This window comes from Ensifer sp. NM-2, assembly GCF_003024455.1.
Classification (GTDB): domain Bacteria; phylum Pseudomonadota; class Alphaproteobacteria; order Rhizobiales; family Rhizobiaceae; genus Ensifer; species Ensifer canadensis.
This window is the reverse complement of sequence record NZ_PVZR01000005.1, coordinates 190,885-208,107: the sequence shown is the minus strand read 5'-3', so window position 1 is coordinate 208,107 and position 17,223 is coordinate 190,885. Positions and strand designations below refer to the sequence as shown.

Here is a 17,223-nt window from a genome sequence, read left to right as displayed (position 1 = left end):
GATATGCTCAACCGCATCGAAACCAAGTCCATCCAAGCGATAGCTGGACCACCAATAACGGGCGGGCGCAGTTCATGCGGTGCCCACAGCAGTAAAAGTTCCCTACTATGCGATACTATCGCCGCACCCCAGCTTAGGGATACGGTTCCCGTAACATAATCAAAAGACATTATAGCTCTCCTTAGGTTGCGCCAAAGAACCCGCCACATTGGGCAAGGTTCCTCGACGTCGGAGCGCTAGGGGAACAAAACTTTAGTCGGCGCGTTCGAGCCTGGCCAGCTATCCTGCCGATCGACGCTTAGCTCATCAAATTCGGGAACCTCTCATGGATCTTACATTCTCGAAGCTTGACTTTTTAAAGCCCGAGCTTGGGGCTGAGTACACCGGGCGCGGGACCCATTTTGCGCTGTTTTCCGCCCACGCCGAGAAGGTGGAGCTTTGCCTATTTTCGTCCGACGGCAAAGAGGAAGTCGCTCGCATGCCCCTTCCCGACCGCGAAGGCGACATCTGGTCAGGGTATGTGGAAGGCATCGGGCCGGGAACGATTTACGGCTATCGCGTTCATGGTCCTTATGATCCAAGGCGGGGCCATCGCTTCAACGCTAACAAACTTCTACTCGATCCCTATGCCAAACAGATATTCGGTGACATTCGGTGGGATGATGCATTGTACGGCTACACAATCGGCCACAAAGACATTGATTTGTCGTTCGATGAGCGAGACAGCGCTCCCTATATGGCCAAGGCGATAGTCCAGGATCCGGAATTCGACTGGTCGGGAGAAGAGGCGATACGTCGCCCCTGGAACGACACCATCATCTACGAAGCCCACGTACGTGGATTAACGATGACGCATCCCGGCGTGCCTGACGACGTCCGGGGCACGTTTGAAGCAATCGCGCATCCGGCGATACTTGAGCATCTGGAGAAACTGGGTGTTTCAGCAATCGAACTTCTGCCTGTTCAGCATTTTGTCGACGACAGGCATCTGCTTGAAAAGAGACTGTCCAATTACTGGGGATATCAACCTCTTGGATACTTCGCGCCGGAGCCCCGATATCAATCGAACGGGTCCATTCGGGAATTCAAGGCCATGGTCAGAGCCTTTCACTCCGCCGGCATCGAGGTGATTATGGACGTGGTCTTCAATCATACCGGGGAGGGCTCGGAGCGGGGCCCGACCCTGTCATTCCGTGGCATCGACAACCTGAGCTACTACTTGCAGTCGCCCGAAAAAATGCGTCATACGTACGACACCACAGGAACTGGAAATGCTCTCAATGTCGCTCATCCCATGGTCCTGCGCATGGTTCTCGACAGCCTGCGATACTGGGTTACCGCCATGCATGTGGACGGGTTTCGGTTTGATTTAGCGAGCACTCTTGGAAGGGAGGGATACGAGTTCGACCAGGAGGGGGGATTCTTTGATGCAATACGACAAGACCCAGTTCTGGCGGGCGTCAAGCTCATAGCCGAGCCGTGGGACATCGGTGAGGGCGGGTATCAACTCGGAGGATTCCCGCACCCCTTCCGCGAGTGGAACGATCGCTTCAGGGATGATGTCCGACGATTCTGGAAACAAGACAACGGAATGTTGCCGGCCCTCTCCGAGCGGCTTGTTGGTTCGCCCAGGCAATTCGATCACTCGGGCAGAGCCGCAACATCCTCCGTGAACTTCATCACTGCCCATGACGGGTTTACGCTTTGTGACCTCGTGTCGTACCGCGAGAAGCACAATGATGCGAATGGCGAAGGCAATCAGGACGGGCATTCCAATAACTATTCAGACAACCTTGGTGTTGAGGGGGAAACGGAAGACGGGAATCTTCTAGCTGCACGCAATCGACGGCGGCGGGCAATGATGGCGACGCTCTTGTTTAGCCAAGGCGTGCCGATGGTGCTTAGCGGCGATGAGTTGAGCAACACTCAAGGCGGCAACAATAATAGCTATTGCCAGGACAATGAGATTGGATGGATAGACTGGAGCAACATGAAACCCGAGTTTTTTGAATTTTGCTGCGCTGCGATCAATTTGAGAAAATCGTACCCGCTCCTGCGGCACGATCGTTTTCCTACGGGCGACCTCACTGACGAGCATGGAACTGCGGTCACGTGGCTTCGCGCCGACGGTCAGAACATGAACGATAGTGATTGGCAGGACGGTGAACGGAAAACTCTCGGTGTTTTGCTGACGGGTACGGGAACCTTAGCGGGCACTCAAATCCTGCTTGTCCTCAACGCAGGCGAACCCTGCGACTTCGCCCTTCCCAAGCCTGCTCACTCGGCATGGAAGTGTATATTTGACAGTGCAGGCGAAGGCGCAGTTAGTCCAGCACCAAACGCCGTCGAAACAGTAGCGGGTCAGACCGCCGTCGTCTTTCTGTCTGAGGAAATCGCTGCGGATGCGTGATTTCACAAGCTGTCGGTTCTCGGCCGCCAGCGTCCTGCGATAGATTTTGGCAGCTCAAGAAGGAACAAAACCAAGCACTGCCAGTTCTGCCGCTGCGCTAACATTCGAAGCCGGAGATCGAGTTAGATGAATGACAGGGACGAACGCATCAGACAGCGAGCCTACCAGATCTGGGAAGAAGAAGGGCGACCGGACGGGCAGGAAACCAGGCACTGGGAAGAAGCAAGTCGCCAATTTTCGTCAGAAGAAGAACCCCGGGATCGTTTTGTCGAGACCGAGGGATCCACCGGCGCGCTTGGCGGGTACGAAGACGCCCGCGTGCCCAAGACAGGAGGCACGAGCCCTTCGAAACATCGTCGAGGTCGCGTGGGACCCATACAAAAGTGAGATGGTTTAGGCGGCTCCAAGTCAAGATCTGGCCGCTGGCCCCTTTTCGATGAGGCAACCCGCTTCAATGCAACGGGTTGCCTTGCATCTCGTGGGCTAGCTCATCGCGGGCCCTGTTAAGGCGGCTCTTGATTGTTCCGATGGCACAATCACAAATATCCGCCGCTTCCTTATAACTTAAACCATAGCCAGCTACGAGTATTATGACATCTCGGTGTTCAGGGGACAGGGACTGGAGCGCTTTGCGAAGATCCTTGTTCAGCACGTGCCAGTCCTGCGGCGCTGCCATGGGGATGGGCATCTCCGCACAATCGACCACCCCAGGGGCCTCGCGTTTACGCACCTTATATTGCGTACGGAAAACATTGTGCATGATCGTGAAGAGCCATGATTTCAGATTAGTTCCCTCCTCGAAGCGATCAATGCTGCGCAACGCACGAAACAGAGTTTCCTGTACAAGATCATCGCCCTCGTGGCTGGCAGAAACAAATGTGCGCGCAAAAGCGCGTAGAGCCGGGATAAGATCGACGACCTGATCTTGGATTGTAACCTGATGTTGGCCGGAGGGTACCGTGGACATGAACGACGCCTTTCATCTAGCCAGACGTGAGATCAATCTGTGGAATGCTCTCGGCTAAACAAAGTTCCGACCCAAACTTCAAATCCCGGGTCTTAGGCCGATTTTTTGATCTTTGTTTTCTAGTTAAACCATCTCGGGCCGATGGCACTCCCTGTCTTTAACCAAATGCGTTACATCATGGCGAGCGCGGATTGTTTGATAAGGTAGTGAGGTACCGCACGGATTCTCGGAAGTGCGCACGGGCCCTGCGCGAATGCGCCGCGCTTCCAAGCCTTCGTAATCAGCGCAGTAAACCCTGGCCCCCATCTACCCAGATGGGGCTTCCGGTCACGTGCCGCGAACCACGGGAGGCTAAGAACCAGACCACCTCGGCGACATCATCAGGCCTTCCGGGGTCTCCGCCGGTTATCGGGACATCGCCCTCCGGCCAGTTCACCGGAATTACGGTTTCCTTCTCACCACGCAGGCTGGTGTTGTCTTCTATCTTGGTTGCAATCGCACCAGGGCATACGGCATTTATCCTGATGCCGTGCTTTCCTAATTCCAGCGCGAGTTGCTGCACCATCGCCACCTGAGCAGCCTTGGTTGCAGTATAGGCCGTAGCACCCGGAGTCGTGAAGGTACGAGTGCCGTTGATCGACGATACGACAACGATTGATCCGCCTCCGCATCCTTTGAGATGCGGCACGGTCAGGTGCAGCGTAAGATAGGTTCCGCGCAAATTGACGGCGATGGTCTGATCCCACTCGGAAGGTTGCAGGTCATCGATGGGGGCCCAAACGCCGTTTATGCCGGCATTGGCAACAACGATATCGAGGCGCCCGGTTTCGTCAACCAGTTGCTGAACCGCTCTTCTCATCTGTTTTTCATCTGATATATCGGCCACCAGCACGATCGCCTTGCCACCATCAGCTACAATCTTGTTGAATGTCTCCCTTAGTTCACTCTCGCTGCGTCCCAGAACACCAACGGTGACGTTCTCGCGGGCAAGTCGCTCCGCGACTGCTTTGCCGATACCCGAGCCGGCGCCGGTAACAAGCGCTACGCAAAAATGCGACATATTGATATCCTTCTGTTGAAGGTATTGAGCAGGCGTGTTTCAGCGCCCCACGACGTGAATGGCCAATGCGAACACAAGAGGGCTCGCAACGGCGTAGGTCGGCGAAGATAGCCTGCACTGTGTAGAGCATACTGCTTGGCCAGATGTACGTGCATTCGAAGCGTCATCCAATTCTCTACTAGATACAGGCTTCCAACAGCGCCCACCCAAGCCTGTTCCAAGTTTGTCAAAAATTGCTTCGCGAGACCGACGTATATTTTAATCGAAGGAGCTTTCCGCATCGGACAAAACCGGGCCAGGCTCGTCGTGGCAAGCGCGGATACGCGCAGGGCGCAACATTCGGGAACAGTTTGGCTTTCTGGCTGTTTTGTTATGAGAACGAAGGAGTGTGACATGAACCAAATCATCTATCTCGTAGGCCTCGTTGTTGTGGTCATCGCTATTTTGTCTTTCTTCGGCCTAAGTTAGAGAGCGATGTTAATTTAACTTATCAGGCCTTTTGCGACGCCGGAGCGCATGGCGGGAGTGCCCCGCTTGTGTCCGGTGAGTACCGTGATGACATCCGCCTCATTCCGCGCGGAGCGGAGACGCTCCAAAAGCCTAATATTCGCGAAAATCCTCGAATGGCGTGCGAGTGAGGGAAGGAAGCCCTGCTGACGGAATGCGGGCCAGATCATCATCACAACAATATCGACTGCTGTGAGTGGGTTATGTGGATCGAATAGCACAGGCTCGCGAAGCACCATCAAAAGCTTCATCGGCTCATGTAGCGTGGTCATAAATGCATGAGGCAGTGCGAAGCCTGCCCCAGTGGCCGTGGAGCCGAGCTGCTCACTTTCGCGCAGGCGTCCGTAAATGCCTTGGGACGGCATTCCAGCCGCTGCCCCCAAGGCAATAGCGCCAGCCTCGAGAACGGTCTCAACATCGTCTGCCACCAAGCCCACCATGATTTCGTCCGGTGAGAAAAACAAACTCTCCTTCATGGCAATCTCCACGCGTAGGCAGTTGTGCGTTTCCGCCAGTACAATTCGCCAAACGGGTGCTTGTTCCTGCCGCATGGCTCAGGTGGGTTGGAACATTCGAACTCGCTTCTTCGTTCCACCGTCACCATGAACAAACGGAAGACCCCCCTGCCAATGAACCGTCTTATCGTCGTTTCCAACCGCGTTACTCTCGCTCAACCATCATCAGCTGGCGGACTCGCTATCGCATTGAACGCAGCCTTGGCGCAGCGGGGAGGTCTCTGGATGGGTTGGTCAGGTCAGCAAACGGACGACAAGGCCCCCGCACCGTTGGCAATCAGCACAGTGGGAAAAATTACCTACGCGTTGACTGATCTTACTCAGAAAGACCTGGAAGAATATTATCAAGGCTTTGCCAATCGAGTGCTTTGGCCGATCTGCCATTATCGACTCGACCTCGCGGAGTATGAGCGCAAGGAAATGAGCGGCTATTTCCGCGTCAACCGATTTTTCGCCGAGCGTCTAGCCTCCCTGGTACAGGAAGGGGACCTTGTATGGGTCCATGATTACCATCTTATTCCTCTCGCAGCGGAGTTGCGAAGGGCCGGGCTTCGCAACCGTCTCGGTTTTTTCCTTCATATTCCCTGGCCGCCTCCCGACGTCTTTTTCGCCATGCCTGTTCACGCAGAAATCCTGAAAAGCCTCTGCTCCTACGATGTGGTCGGTTTTCAGACAAAGTACGACGTAGAGAATTTTTTGGGTTGTTTGCAAAGGAGTGGCCTCGCCAGACACGTAGGCGGGATAATCACCACGACGGAAGGCAAATCACTCCGGGTAGGGGCGTATCCCATCGGAATTGACACGGCTCGCTTCAGCACGCTTGCTGCACAATCCGCGACCAGCCGGCCCCTGCGCAAAGCAGCCGAGAGCCTCAGGGGCAGAGATCTAATCGTCGGCGCCGACCGTCTTGACTATTCAAAGGGTATAACGCAGCGCATCGATGCTTTTGAACGTTTCATTCGCTCTGAAAAGCACATGCAAGGAAAAGTCACCTACCTACAAATCACGCCCAAATCACGCTCCGAAGTCCCTGAATATGAAGCGATGCAGCGCGTGGTTGCCGAACAGGCTGGGCGGGTGAATGGTGAGCTAGGTACGCTCGACTGGGTTCCCATCAGATACATCAATCGTTCCGTGCCGCATAACCTTTTGTCCGGACTTTATCGCTTGTCGAAAGTAGGCCTCGTTACGCCTTTGCGAGACGGCATGAACTTGGTGGCAAAGGAATATGTGGCCGCCCAAAGCGAGGACGATCCAGGAGTCTTGGTACTCTCTGCATTCGCCGGCGCGGCCAGGGAACTCGATGGCGCGATCAAGGTCAATCCCTACGACGTGGAGGGGATAGCCCAGGCTCTCTCGACAGCTTTGACGATGTCGCTTGAAGAGAGGCGGGGAAGATGGAGATCTATGTACGACCATCTGCTGGAACATGACGTCCAGCATTGGTGCGAATGGTTTTTGGACGACCTGGAGGGGCCGCCCTTGCAATAAACACCGACCAAAGAGACGCGCCTGCTCATCAAGACCGCTACGCGTTATTTTGAACGGAAGCATGTACTGGGCATTCGTGGGGCGCCTTAGACGGAGAAAGCTAGGATGACCACCGACGACAGCAAGCTACCGTTCGCACGCAAGACACCTGCACTGGATACCGCCCTGCGCGACCTGGTTGAAAACCCGCTTGCTTGGGCGCTCTTTTTGGACATCGACGGGACATTGCTCGATTTGGCACCAACGCCCGATGCAATTCACGTTCCCGCGGAGCTTCCCGAGAACCTGCACCATCTCTCTACCCGAATGGATGGCGCGCTTGCGATTGTGACGGGACGCGCGCTCCTGTATGCGGATGAGCTTTTTCAACCTTTCGAGTTCCCCATCGCCGGATTACATGGCGGTGAAATGCGCGGTACTGATGGTCATCTCCTCCTTGTAGAGGCGCCGACAGCTTTCGCCATACTGAAGGGGAACCTACTGGCTGAAGCGCAAAACATGCCGGATGTCCTTGTCGAGGACAAGGGTGCCGCGGTCGCCCTCCATTATAGGCTCGCGCCGAGTTTTGAGCAGGAAGTCGAAGCGTTAATGAGGCGTTATGCTGAGAAAGCAGGACCAGACTGGACCCTGCAAATGGGAAAAAAGGTGTGCGAACTACGCCCTGCTGGGGCTTCCAAGGCCGATGCTCTTGAGCGCTTCATGGCCAATCCTCCATTCCGTGGCAGGCGGCCACTTGCAATCGGTGACGACCTCACGGATGAAACGATGTTTGCGACAGCTAACGCGATGGGTGGTTACTCGATCCGAATCGGGCGCCCATCAGCTGTTTCATGCGCACTCGGTACGATCCAGTCGCCGCAAGATCTGCGCGATTATTTAGCTTTTGCCATGGAGAATAGCTGACCGCCGCCGGCAGCGTCACAAAGCAAACAGAAACTGATCATTTCTTTGATGGCAGAAAGCTGCGGAAATCGGCGAACCGCAGAGGCACTTTCCGTGCTATGATCCGGTTGCAAAGCCTCGTGCAGGAAGTTTTGAGACCGCGCGAGTGCCGCTGCCTTTTTGACTGAGCCGGACCAGGAGGTTGTCCATGCCCATGAGCAGCGTCGACCGCCCGCTGCAGCCGGGTGACCGGGCGCCGAATGTTGTGCTCGATGCGATCTCGGGCGACGGCAAGATCGCGCTCGAAGATTTTCGAGGCCGTAATCCATTATTGATTGGTTTGTTTCGAGGCTTGCACTGTCCGTTCTGCCGGCGCCATGTCGCGGCGATGGCACAGCTTAACCCGGCCCTGCGTGAAAAGGGCGTTCAAACTCTAGCGGTCGTAAACACCCCGGTCGAACGCGCCCGACTCTATTTCCGTTACCATCCGATTCCCGAAGTTCTTGCAGCGTCCGACCCGGTGCGGGCTTCGCACCATGCTTTCGGCTTGCGTGAAGTCGGAATGGACACGGTCATGGCGATACGGATCGACCTCCCGGGCGAGTTGCCTGAGCCAATGGACGTGATGGCAATGGACGAGTTTATCAATAAGAGGGAAGGATATGAAATTACCGCAGCCGATCAGCAGATGATCACTTCCGACCAGGGGCAACTTGTCGGTCAGTTCCTGATTGATCGGGAGGGCATCATACGCTGGAGCTTCACTGAAGTTCTGAAGGGTGGCCTACAAACATTCAGCGCGCCCAATCCCGAGGAATTGATGTCGGCAGCTTCCCAGGTGGCCCATTAGGCTCCGCGTCCTGAACTTGCATTGAAAGTGCCCCTGCTCTTCTTCTAAGAGGGCAATGAATCTGGGAAGCTTTTTCTTCCGGGCCTTGTCAGCATCCCCGCTATTGCCGCCAAACGTTTCCGAGCTACGTGTCCGAGTTAATCGTGACCACCGAAGCTATGGTCCGGTTGAGTGTCTGATTTCCCACCCACTCCACGGGCAGGGATCTCTGAAAAAATAGCCGTGCTGAGAATTGTCGCGGATTACTCGCATCAGTGTTAGGAGCGCCGGAGGCAGTAAGATCCGCAATGTCCGTATGTGAACTTTTTGGCGCGTACTTCGTTTATCGAGTGCTTTGAAACAAACTGGGGGTGAAACTAGGGCCTAAAGATGACGACGGAACTGACCGGATATCGCATCCTTGTAGCCGAGGACGACTATCTTCAGGCAGATGAAATTTCTCGCATCATCAGAAAAACCGGCGCGGTAGTCGTTGGTCCTTTTCCTTCCGTCAACTCCTGCATGCAACAAATTGCCACCAGTGAGATTTCGGGGGCCGTAGTTGACATCAACATGGGCAAGGGCCCCTGTTTCGAAATCGCCAGGTGGCTCAAGGAGCGTGCAGTCCCGTTCTTTTTCCTGACAGGCTATGACCACCAGAGCGTACCGTCCGAATTTTCCACGATGTTACGGCTTCAAAAACCTGTCGCGGAAGACGAGCTTGTATCAACATTGCACTTGATGCTCCAGATTTCAGCTTAGCCCTAAACCGTCAGGCAAGTCTTCCACGGCAAACCGGAACAACCCGGGCAGACACCGAGTTCGATTAGTAGCGTCGATCGCGGATTTGCCCGTCAACTCACGGATGCATCGGCGAGGGAGTCGCGTTGCTGCGTTCAAGTGGCGGCCTAACTTGCGAAGGACGAAGGTTGGCTACGGTGTCGGGCAACGATCTTCCCTCACACGCGTTTCACCTGATGGGTCGAGAAGTTCGGCGCAAACTGGCCAGTTTTTCGAAGTCCGCACAGTGGAAAGGCGTTGATGACCAAACACCGCTTCTTTTTCTATCTGCTTCTCGCCCTGGTGACGGTGGCTTTCGCTGCGATTGTGGCTCCATTCTATTCGGCGATTCTTTGGGCAGTTGTGTTGGCGATCATGTTCCATCCCTTACACAGCCGCGTTGCCCGCATGCTCGGTCCACGCTCAAACGCGGCGGCAGCAATCAGCCTTAGTATCTGTGTCTGCCTGGTCGTCGTTCCCGGACTGGCTGTCATCGTTTCGCTGTTTAGGGAAGGTGGCAAACTCTACACTCGGATAAAAAGCGGTGCGATCGATCTCGAACCCATTGCGCGCAAAATCGAGGATGTTCTTCCTGCATCCGTCGGCAGGTGGTTTCAAGGCTTTGAGTTTAAGACCTTCGACGAGCTGAACGCGTCATTATCCTCGGGCCTGATGGAAGGTGGGAGTTTCTTCGCCGAAAGAGCCTTGAGCTTCGGGCAGGGGACTTTTGGGTTCCTGGTCTCGTCGAGCCTTATGCTCTATCTGTTGTTCTTCTTCTTCCGTGATGGTCGGGATCTGGTCGGAGCCATTCGCCGCGTCGTTCCGCTTAGCGAGGAGAATACGCGCCAGTTTTCTGTCAAGTTCACTTCAGTTGTGCGCGCAACGGTGCGTGGGACCCTCGTCATAGCGCTGGTTCAAGCCATCATCGGGGGACTGGCCTTCCGGCTCCTGGGCCTCGAACCAGCCTTGCTTTGGTCTGTCGTAATGTTCTTTGTCTCGTTAATCCCAATACTGGGCACCTCCCTTATATGGGTACCGGCGGCCATCTACCTCGGTTTGATCGGACTCTGGTTGAAAGCCGTTGTGCTCGTCGCAGTCGGCCTCCTGGTAATCGGGCTGGTGGACAATCTGTTGCGTCCCCGGCTTGTCGGCAAGGAGACCAGAATGCCAGATTATGTGGTGCTGCTTTCAACGCTGGGGGGCCTATCCGTGCTTGGCGCCAATGGATTTGTTATCGGTCCTTTGATAGCCGCCCTTTTCATATCCGCGTGGGATATCTTCACGGAGGAGGCGCAAGCAAAGACACCGAAGTTGTAGTTCTTGCGTGACGGCGACCTCACGCAAGCAATCTTCAGGAGACGACCATAGGGACGGCGCCAACCCGCTTGCGCCTGTTTCATTTTCAATGACCAACCACATCGGATCTCCCGCATGGAATTTTCTGTTCTGACATATAACGTTCACAGTTGCATCGGCACGGATCGCCGACTGGACATCAAGCGCGTCGCAGAGGTGATTGCCGCTTGCGATCCTGACGTGATTGCCCTCCAGGAGCTGGATGTGGGCCGCGCGCGTACGCAGACCATCGATCAGGCAGAAGCTATAGCCGAACATCTTCGGATGAAATCGCACTTCCATCCGGCTCTACATTTGGAAGAAGAGCAATATGGAGATGCCATAATGACAGCACACCCCTCGGAGCTGGTGCGTGCAGGGCCCTTGCCGTCGATTGGTGAACCTCGCGGCGCATTGTGGGTGGAGGTCCGTTTTGGCGATTTCCGACTGAACGTTTTAAATACCCATTTCGGCCTCAGACGGAGGGAGCGTCTCGCACAGACCATGGAATTGCTGGGACCTGACTGGCTGGGTAATCAGCGTTGTCGAGACAACCCGACGGTGTTTGTTGGCGATCTGAATGCGCTCCCCGGTTCGCGCGAATTGCAACGCCTCAAGGAGGTCCTCGTTGCGCAGACCGGGTCGCGTCGTTCGTTGGCAACTTTCCCGTCGCTCTATCCTCTGTTGCGGCTCGATCATGTCATGCACTCGGGCGCACTTGAGCTCCTATCGCTTGAGGTGATCACTGCGCCTCCAGCAAGACGCGCGTCTGACCATCTTCCGATCTTTGCACGCTTCAACTTGAACTCTTGAGATGGGTGGTCGGTTGATCCGTTTGGACAACATCGTCAATTATATAAACGCATTGTCAAAGATATCTCACTGCTGCCGTCGGATCGCGATCTGTGGCGCGATCCGCACTGCTTGCGCACAGTGATTTGGGACGATCACATCGGGTCATTTCCCTTCATTGCGTTCGACATGTGGGTCTTGCATTTGTCAGCGTCATTCGATGCAAGGGCTTGCTTCGCCATCGCCAACTCCTTGTTGGCGTAGTCCTTTTTCATCTCATCGGTGATGGCCTTCACGTCTGTCTCAAGCTTCGTCATGGCCGCCTGGTTACAGGTGATATCGGACTGAGCAAAAGCAGAAGGCGCCACGAGAACGCATAAAAACGCTCCCACTAAAAGTTTCCTGAGCATGATGAACTCCTGTTTAAAAAATGCCTTGAACACCTTGCCAAACTGGGAACCGCCAACAACGTTCCGCATAGCTAAACACATCGTCGTGATGATCGGGTGCATGGCCGGAACATGCAGCCGGATCCTTCGAACTGCCTGAAGCAATCTTTTTTGATCTATGCGGAACAGGACCGCGATTGCGATGTTTTGGCAGATCAAAAGGAGGAGCTGGCGATGGCAGAGGATCGTTACGAACGCGAGGAACGTTACGGGCGCGACTATGAAGCCCAGCGTGACGATCATCCGGGGATGAAAAGGGGACGCCGCTATCTATCACTCGAAGGCACGCCGCGATGTGACCCAAGGTTTGGTTTCGACAAAGGTGATCCGAGTGCTTGGAGCACTGACGAATTGGTCTCGGTCTTCAATGGAGAAGTGACGCTTCCAGGCCAGGTGTCCTCTCGTCAGGACATATGGCGAGCCGAGAACTGCGTCGACGCAGTTTCCGGAGTATTACATGTCCAGAGCAACTCGAGGGTTCGCACAACAAGCGGCCCAGTGACGGGCAGTTCTAGCCAACAATCATCAACCGTTTGAGAAGCAGCATGTCACCTCACCCAGGAGCATGGAATGAATCAATCGTGATCAGGTTGCCCGATGCCGACCGTGTAGAGGTTGTCGGCAACGCTCGTCAGGCAAAGGAAATCCTTTTGCAGCGCTGGCCGCCGGCTGCGGCAACAGGCCCTGCGTACACCTCAGCGCTAACCGCATGCGAAGAGGTCCTTTCGGGTCATGCTCCTGCTTATCTTTCGCGAATCGCATTTTTCAAGGCTGCGCGGGAGGCCGATCTGGCCAGTGACAAATAACAGAGTCCACCGATGCAGCGTGCGCCCGAGCAATCTACGAGTTGCCGGCCAGTTAGCATCAACTTCTGGCGCGAGCGCTGCTAACCGATCCGCCGCCAGTCTTACAACGACCAGAAATGTCGTCGCGATCCTCAGTTGCCTCGAAGACATTCTGCGGGCTCTTCGGTCGTGTACGTCGGTGAGAAGAAAGAGCCGCCCTGCAGCCATTCGCTCCGAAAGGATGTCGACAACAATTTTCGCAGATTCGAGTTTTGCCGCCCTCTCGCTCCGTGCGCTGATCACGGGCGCACTGAGGAGCCTGAATCGGCTAGATCAACGGTGATTGTCGCATTCATCAAGGGATGCGGGTGTAGCGCCGCCGTTCTTCTTCGATTTCACTTGCGCTGTAAGGCGCGGCTCGGTCATCAAACCGCTGCCAACCGGCTTCAGTATACGCCTGGCGCCTTCCAATGGGATCGACCGAATTGGCGCGCAGTATTGCCTCCGCCTCCGCTACCAGCCCTTCATCAATGCGGGCTATGACAACGCTACCACCACGGCGCACACCTTCGGCATAAACGTGAGCGTCGCTTTCGCTTATCCCCGAATTGGTGATGGCCCCTATCATGCCTCCGACAGCTCCTCCGGCCACCGCTCCCGCGGCAGCTCCCGCTGCGGTTGATGCTAACCAACCCGCCGCCACCACAGGGCCAACACCTGGTATTGCCATCAATCCTAGGCCCGTTAGAAGCCCAACCGCTCCGCCTCCTGCGGCACCAAGACTCGCACCGGCACCGGCGCCCTCGGCAGCACTCGTATCGCTATCGGAGTAGCGGTTATCAACGTTGTTGGCGATGAGACTAATGTCGGATGAAGGCACGCCCACCGCTTCCAACTGCGCAACGGCGTTCCGCGCGTCATCATGATTATCAAAAAGTCCACTTACAGTCCGCATATGACGCTCCTTTTGCGTGTCTTCGAGGCCACCGCTACAGATTTACAGTCCGTCTCCGTCCCGCAACTTTCATATGCTCCTTTGCCGGAGCCGCAGTGAGTTGGCGCTGAGGCCCAGGTGCGTTCAGGTTTGTCCGGACGGATACTGCCGACGTTTCACCTTTTTTGCAGAGCGCAGGTTTGAAGCGAAGGCCCACAACGGCAGAACCATGAATAATGCGCTTTCCCTTGATTTAGCTCCTCTACAGTCGTTTGCGACTCCAAAACTCGGGGCGGTTGCTTCCCCAGGACGTCGCTGCACAGCCGCTGCCTTGGCTGGATAGATATTTGGGGGGCTCACTCACCTCATCTGGATTGGGATTCCGCTTCTCGTCCGGCAATTCATCCGGTTCCGGTTCTTCGATCGGCCTGGGAATCCAGGTCGGCGCGGGCATCGGAGGCTGCTCGTCAGGGTTTGGCGGTTTAGGTGTAGACATAATCGCTCCTTCCCGGTCGTTTTGAAAGATTCTCACTCAACGGTTCAACCCGTATTACCCGTCGCCTCTATAGCCAGGCTGGCAGCAACGAGGTCGGCAACGAAATGTTGGCGTTCCTTTTCGGCTCTCCCTCGATCCGGAATGCGCAGGAGAAAGGACGGGTGCACGGTCACAAGCGCCTTGAAGGGGCGATCGCTCGCAAACGCCTGTCCACGGTCCCGCGTCACCTTAACAGACGGGCCGAGAAGAGCACGGGCCGCAGTCGCGCCCAACGCGACGACGACCTGGGGAGACACGAGATCAAGTTCAGCGCCGAGCCACCAAGAGCATCGCTGGATCTCACCGGCATTCGGACGCGAATGAAGCCGACGTTTGCCGCGCTGCTCGAACTTGAAGTGTTTAACAGCGTTGGTCACATAACACTCTGCCCGATCGGTGCCGGCCTCAACCAAGCACTCAGCAAACAACTTTCCCGCCGGTCCGATGAATGGGCGTCCAGAAAGATCCTCCTGGTCGCCAGGCTGCTCCCCGATAAACATTAGGCGCGCAAACCGCGGCCCTTCGCCGAAAACCATTTGCGTCGCGTGCCTGTAAAGATCACAGCGGCGACAGACTTGCGCCTGTGCTTCCAACCTTCTTAGCGTCTTCGCCTCAGCGTGATCGTCTGCCAGCGCGGGGCCTAATCGCGGTCTAGGATCTACTTTATCCAATGTCTCTGTCCGCGTAGTGAGACAAAGCGTCCGACGGCCTGTTCAAGGTCCACTCGCAAATTGTTCTGTACGTGGCTGACGCTCCGAACGCGCTCTGCAATTTCTTCCGCTTGACGCCGTGGCTCGCCGGCAATTTCTGTCAGGGAATCCCCTTCTTCGGGAACGGTCCCATAAATCGAGTTCTCGTAGTCCGCCCCCCGGGGCTCCGCTGAATAGTCATCAGTCGTGCGCCGCTGTTTTGGCATCTCATTTCTCCTAGCTACCGCCGTTGGTCGAAAAACCGCCGAGCCGATAATGTGTTCCCACAATCGCCGTCATCAAACTGGAACAAATTATCGACTGGCCGGTTAGCAGCACCGTAGTTGACACGAAATCCGGAGATCAGGCCATGAATGACAGGGACGAAGTAATACGACGCCGAGCCTATGCGATATGGGAAAATGAGGGGCGCCCTGAGGGACAGGAGAGACGTCATTGGGAGCAGGCAGCCCGTGAGATGGGCCCCGACGAGGTAACTATGCCGAGCGAGACGAATCGGTATCAAACCTGGCCATCCGACGCCACCCAAGATGAAGCGCGCGATACTGGTGATGTTACCAAACCATCTTTGTAAAGGTAAAAAAGAGGCATCGCGAAAATAGCCCGGCTCCGCACGATAGCGGTCGGCGCCGCCATATGGCCAGGTATCGCCCTTTAGCTGAACCGAGATATCTCAGTACTGCGAAACAGCGTTTTCTGGCCAACCTTTATCGGACGATGTGAGGTGAACCTCAAACCCGACATGGGCGGCATACGCTCGGACACGAGCTGTTCGATGCCGAGCATGAGCGTCCATGAGCTCCACATTGCGATCATTGATCAGTTTCCTGCACTCCTAATCTTAGGCGACCAGACGGTCTCTATCACACCTGGGAACTAAGCCGGGCCACGTGAGTTCGAGTGCAGAGTGGAGAACGAATGGAGCCGTAGATGAACAAGTTAGAATTTCAACTTGCAGCGCACAGAGAGCTCCTGATTGGACTACTGGGTATTGTTCGCCAAGCTCGCCCTGAGGAATGGCAAAGCCTCCTAGGACAGGTGGAGGACGATTTGGTCGTGAAGGATCATGAGGAAGATCCAGGCGTGGTGCCGAGTGAGGCCTTCGCTGCACAAAATGCTCTCAGTGAGGAGCTCCAAGCGATATTGCACGCAGTCGAGGCACGGTTTGGTGAGGACCACGACCAGCAAAAATCGGAACAATTACCGGCGGATTGAGTTGAGTTTTGACAATCAACTGAAAGGGACCTGTTATGCGCCTCCGCTTCAAACGTCTTCCGCCGCGCCCACCGAAGCCCGAATATTTCGGGCCGCCCGTACATGGCAAGAACAAGATCCGCGATGCGCAAGTCGTACCACCGTACCGCGTCGATCTTCCTTTGCCAAAATCACCCGCTGACGAAATCGCGGTGCCAGCAACGATTAACGGCAGGAGCTTGATCGATGGCAAGCTCTGAGCAGGTTACAAATGTGGGTTCACTTATGACGCCGACGCCCTTTACGATCTCACCCAATGATAGTGCCCAGTCCGCCGCCCGGTTGATGGCGGCAACTGGTGTCGGAATACTTCCGGTGGAAGTCCCCGGTGTTGGCGCCATCATTGGCGTTCTTACCGATCGAGATATTGTTGTGTCGGTGCTTGCCGAAGGCACGCCCCCTACTCGTGCGGTGCGCGAATTTATGGTCGTCTCGCCAGAAACCTGCACTCCTGAGGATAGCATATTGAATGCGGCGCAAAAGATGGCAGAACGCAAGATTCGCCGTCTTGTCGTTGTGAATGATCGCCATGAGGCGGTCGGGGTTCTTTCGCTATCAGACATCGCACGTGTTCATCCGGAAGTTGCGGGCATGATCCTGAGCAGATCGACCGAACCCGCCCAGTTCGCAGTCATGGAGGTCGAAGCATGAGAGAAGAATTGGGTGTCGATCGACTTTGGGATGAAGAGATCTTCCTGGCGGATGGTGATCGGATATTTCGCGTTCAGAGCACTCGCGATGCATATCTCATCTTGCGGAACCACTGGCATCACGACGACGGGCCGGCCCGACAGGCGGCTTTGGCAATATGCCATATGGGAGAACACAGCTCGCGTTCGCCCGATGACGCCCGTCGTGCGTTTATTGAGGCCGCGCGCGAAGCTAGCATTGCCGTCAACAGTTGGTCTGGATCGTAGTAGCAGACAGTACTCGCTGGGCCAGGTCGAGGTGGGCCGAGTGGCGGGATGTGGAGACGCAAGTCGACTTG

20 protein-coding genes and 1 pseudogene are annotated in these 17,223 nt (G+C 55.7%); 15 read left to right on the top strand and 6 right to left on the bottom strand.

What is annotated here, in order from left to right; genetic code table 11:
- Positions 1–325 precede the first annotated feature (325 nt).
- A complete protein-coding gene (gene glgX, locus C6558_RS12690; protein ID WP_057218458.1) occupies positions 326–2,410 on the top strand; it encodes a glycogen debranching protein GlgX in 2,085 nt (694 codons plus the stop codon).
- A 126-nt stretch (positions 2,411–2,536) separates the two neighbouring features.
- A pseudogene (locus tag C6558_RS40710) lies at positions 2,537–2,659 on the top strand (DUF2934 domain-containing protein); the annotation flags it as partial.
- A 202-nt stretch (positions 2,660–2,861) separates the two neighbouring features.
- On the opposite strand, the gene C6558_RS12680 reads toward C6558_RS40710, so the two are convergent.
- The 3 genes from C6558_RS12680 to C6558_RS12670 all read right to left on the bottom strand — a co-directional run bounded on the left by C6558_RS12680 (position 2,862) and on the right by C6558_RS12670 (position 5,420).
- On the bottom strand, positions 2,862–3,377 hold the full coding sequence (locus C6558_RS12680; protein WP_057205453.1) for a sigma-70 family RNA polymerase sigma factor: 516 nt from the start codon (positions 3,375–3,377) through the stop codon (positions 2,862–2,864).
- A 280-nt stretch (positions 3,378–3,657) separates the two neighbouring features.
- On the bottom strand, positions 3,658–4,437 hold the full coding sequence (locus tag C6558_RS12675) for an SDR family NAD(P)-dependent oxidoreductase (protein WP_107027306.1): 780 nt from the start codon (positions 4,435–4,437) through the stop codon (positions 3,658–3,660).
- A 482-nt stretch (positions 4,438–4,919) separates the two neighbouring features.
- Complete coding sequence (locus C6558_RS12670; RefSeq protein ID WP_057218461.1) at positions 4,920–5,420, bottom strand: PTS sugar transporter subunit IIA; 501 nt, start codon at positions 5,418–5,420, stop codon at positions 4,920–4,922.
- Positions 5,421–5,573: 153 nt separating this feature from the next.
- Here C6558_RS12670 and otsA point away from each other — a divergent pair, with 153 nt between their 5' ends.
- The 6 genes from otsA to C6558_RS12640 all read left to right on the top strand — a co-directional run bounded on the left by otsA (position 5,574) and on the right by C6558_RS12640 (position 11,589).
- Positions 5,574–6,950 (top strand): alpha,alpha-trehalose-phosphate synthase (UDP-forming), encoded by a 1,377-nt coding sequence (gene otsA, locus C6558_RS12665; RefSeq protein ID WP_057218463.1) that lies wholly within the window; start codon positions 5,574–5,576, stop codon positions 6,948–6,950.
- A gap of 105 nt (positions 6,951–7,055) precedes the next feature.
- Positions 7,056–7,853, top strand: a complete 798-nt coding sequence (gene otsB, locus C6558_RS12660) for a trehalose-phosphatase (RefSeq protein ID WP_082557471.1) — start codon at positions 7,056–7,058, stop codon at positions 7,851–7,853.
- 187 nt (positions 7,854–8,040) lie between these two features.
- The gene (locus tag C6558_RS12655; protein ID WP_057218465.1) at positions 8,041–8,682 is read left to right on the top strand and encodes a peroxiredoxin-like family protein; all 642 of its coding nucleotides are present in this window, start codon (positions 8,041–8,043) and stop codon (positions 8,680–8,682) included.
- 369 nt (positions 8,683–9,051) lie between these two features.
- On the top strand, positions 9,052–9,423 hold the full coding sequence (locus tag C6558_RS12650; protein ID WP_057218466.1) for a response regulator: 372 nt from the start codon (positions 9,052–9,054) through the stop codon (positions 9,421–9,423).
- Between the two features lie 279 nt (positions 9,424–9,702).
- The gene (locus C6558_RS12645; protein WP_057218467.1) at positions 9,703–10,758 is read left to right on the top strand and encodes an AI-2E family transporter; all 1,056 of its coding nucleotides are present in this window, start codon (positions 9,703–9,705) and stop codon (positions 10,756–10,758) included.
- 114 nt (positions 10,759–10,872) lie between these two features.
- Positions 10,873–11,589 (top strand): endonuclease/exonuclease/phosphatase family protein, encoded by a 717-nt coding sequence (locus C6558_RS12640; protein ID WP_057218468.1) that lies wholly within the window; start codon positions 10,873–10,875, stop codon positions 11,587–11,589.
- A gap of 134 nt (positions 11,590–11,723) precedes the next feature.
- Here C6558_RS12640 and C6558_RS40705 read toward each other — a convergent pair whose 3' ends face one another.
- On the bottom strand, positions 11,724–12,260 hold the full coding sequence (locus C6558_RS40705; protein ID WP_244494743.1) for a hypothetical protein: 537 nt from the start codon (positions 12,258–12,260) through the stop codon (positions 11,724–11,726).
- On the opposite strand from C6558_RS40705, the gene C6558_RS40700 reads away from it, so the two are divergent.
- Both C6558_RS40700 and C6558_RS41585 read left to right on the top strand, forming a co-directional pair.
- Complete coding sequence (locus C6558_RS40700) at positions 12,192–12,554, top strand: BON domain-containing protein (RefSeq protein WP_371412269.1); 363 nt, start codon at positions 12,192–12,194, stop codon at positions 12,552–12,554. The two genes, C6558_RS40705 and C6558_RS40700, sit on opposite strands and share 69 nt — an antisense overlap.
- An 8-nt stretch (positions 12,555–12,562) precedes the next feature.
- Positions 12,563–12,823: a DUF982 domain-containing protein gene (locus C6558_RS41585; protein WP_063997126.1), complete on the top strand. Its 261-nt coding sequence runs from the start codon at positions 12,563–12,565 to the stop codon at positions 12,821–12,823.
- A 334-nt stretch (positions 12,824–13,157) separates the two neighbouring features.
- On the opposite strand, the gene C6558_RS12620 is transcribed toward C6558_RS41585, so the two are convergent.
- Positions 13,158–13,757 carry a hypothetical protein gene (locus C6558_RS12620; RefSeq protein WP_057218471.1) on the bottom strand — a complete coding sequence of 200 codons (600 nt, stop codon included), beginning with the start codon at positions 13,755–13,757 and terminating at the stop codon, positions 13,158–13,160.
- A 519-nt stretch (positions 13,758–14,276) separates the two neighbouring features.
- Positions 14,277–14,942: a UdgX family uracil-DNA binding protein gene (locus tag C6558_RS12610; RefSeq protein ID WP_107027304.1), complete on the bottom strand. Its 666-nt coding sequence runs from the start codon at positions 14,940–14,942 to the stop codon at positions 14,277–14,279.
- A gap of 388 nt (positions 14,943–15,330) precedes the next feature.
- Between C6558_RS12610 and C6558_RS41580 the strand changes: the two genes are divergently transcribed.
- The 5 genes from C6558_RS41580 to C6558_RS12585 all read left to right on the top strand — a co-directional run bounded on the left by C6558_RS41580 (position 15,331) and on the right by C6558_RS12585 (position 17,152).
- Positions 15,331–15,555, top strand: coding sequence for a DUF2934 domain-containing protein (locus C6558_RS41580; RefSeq protein WP_057218477.1), 225 nt, complete (start codon positions 15,331–15,333; stop codon positions 15,553–15,555).
- Between the two features lie 356 nt (positions 15,556–15,911).
- Positions 15,912–16,196 (top strand): hypothetical protein, encoded by a 285-nt coding sequence (locus C6558_RS12600; RefSeq protein ID WP_063997127.1) that lies wholly within the window; start codon positions 15,912–15,914, stop codon positions 16,194–16,196.
- Positions 16,197–16,231: 35 nt separating this feature from the next.
- The gene (locus C6558_RS12595) at positions 16,232–16,435 is read left to right on the top strand and encodes a hypothetical protein (RefSeq protein WP_057218480.1); all 204 of its coding nucleotides are present in this window, start codon (positions 16,232–16,234) and stop codon (positions 16,433–16,435) included.
- Entirely contained in the window at positions 16,422–16,886 is a 465-nt protein-coding gene (locus C6558_RS12590) for a CBS domain-containing protein (protein ID WP_057218482.1), read from the top strand. Before C6558_RS12595 ends, C6558_RS12590 begins: the two co-directional genes overlap by 14 nt.
- Entirely contained in the window at positions 16,883–17,152 is a 270-nt protein-coding gene (locus C6558_RS12585; RefSeq protein ID WP_057218484.1) for a DUF982 domain-containing protein, read from the top strand. Before C6558_RS12590 ends, C6558_RS12585 begins: the two co-directional genes overlap by 4 nt.
- Positions 17,153–17,223 lie beyond the last annotated feature (71 nt).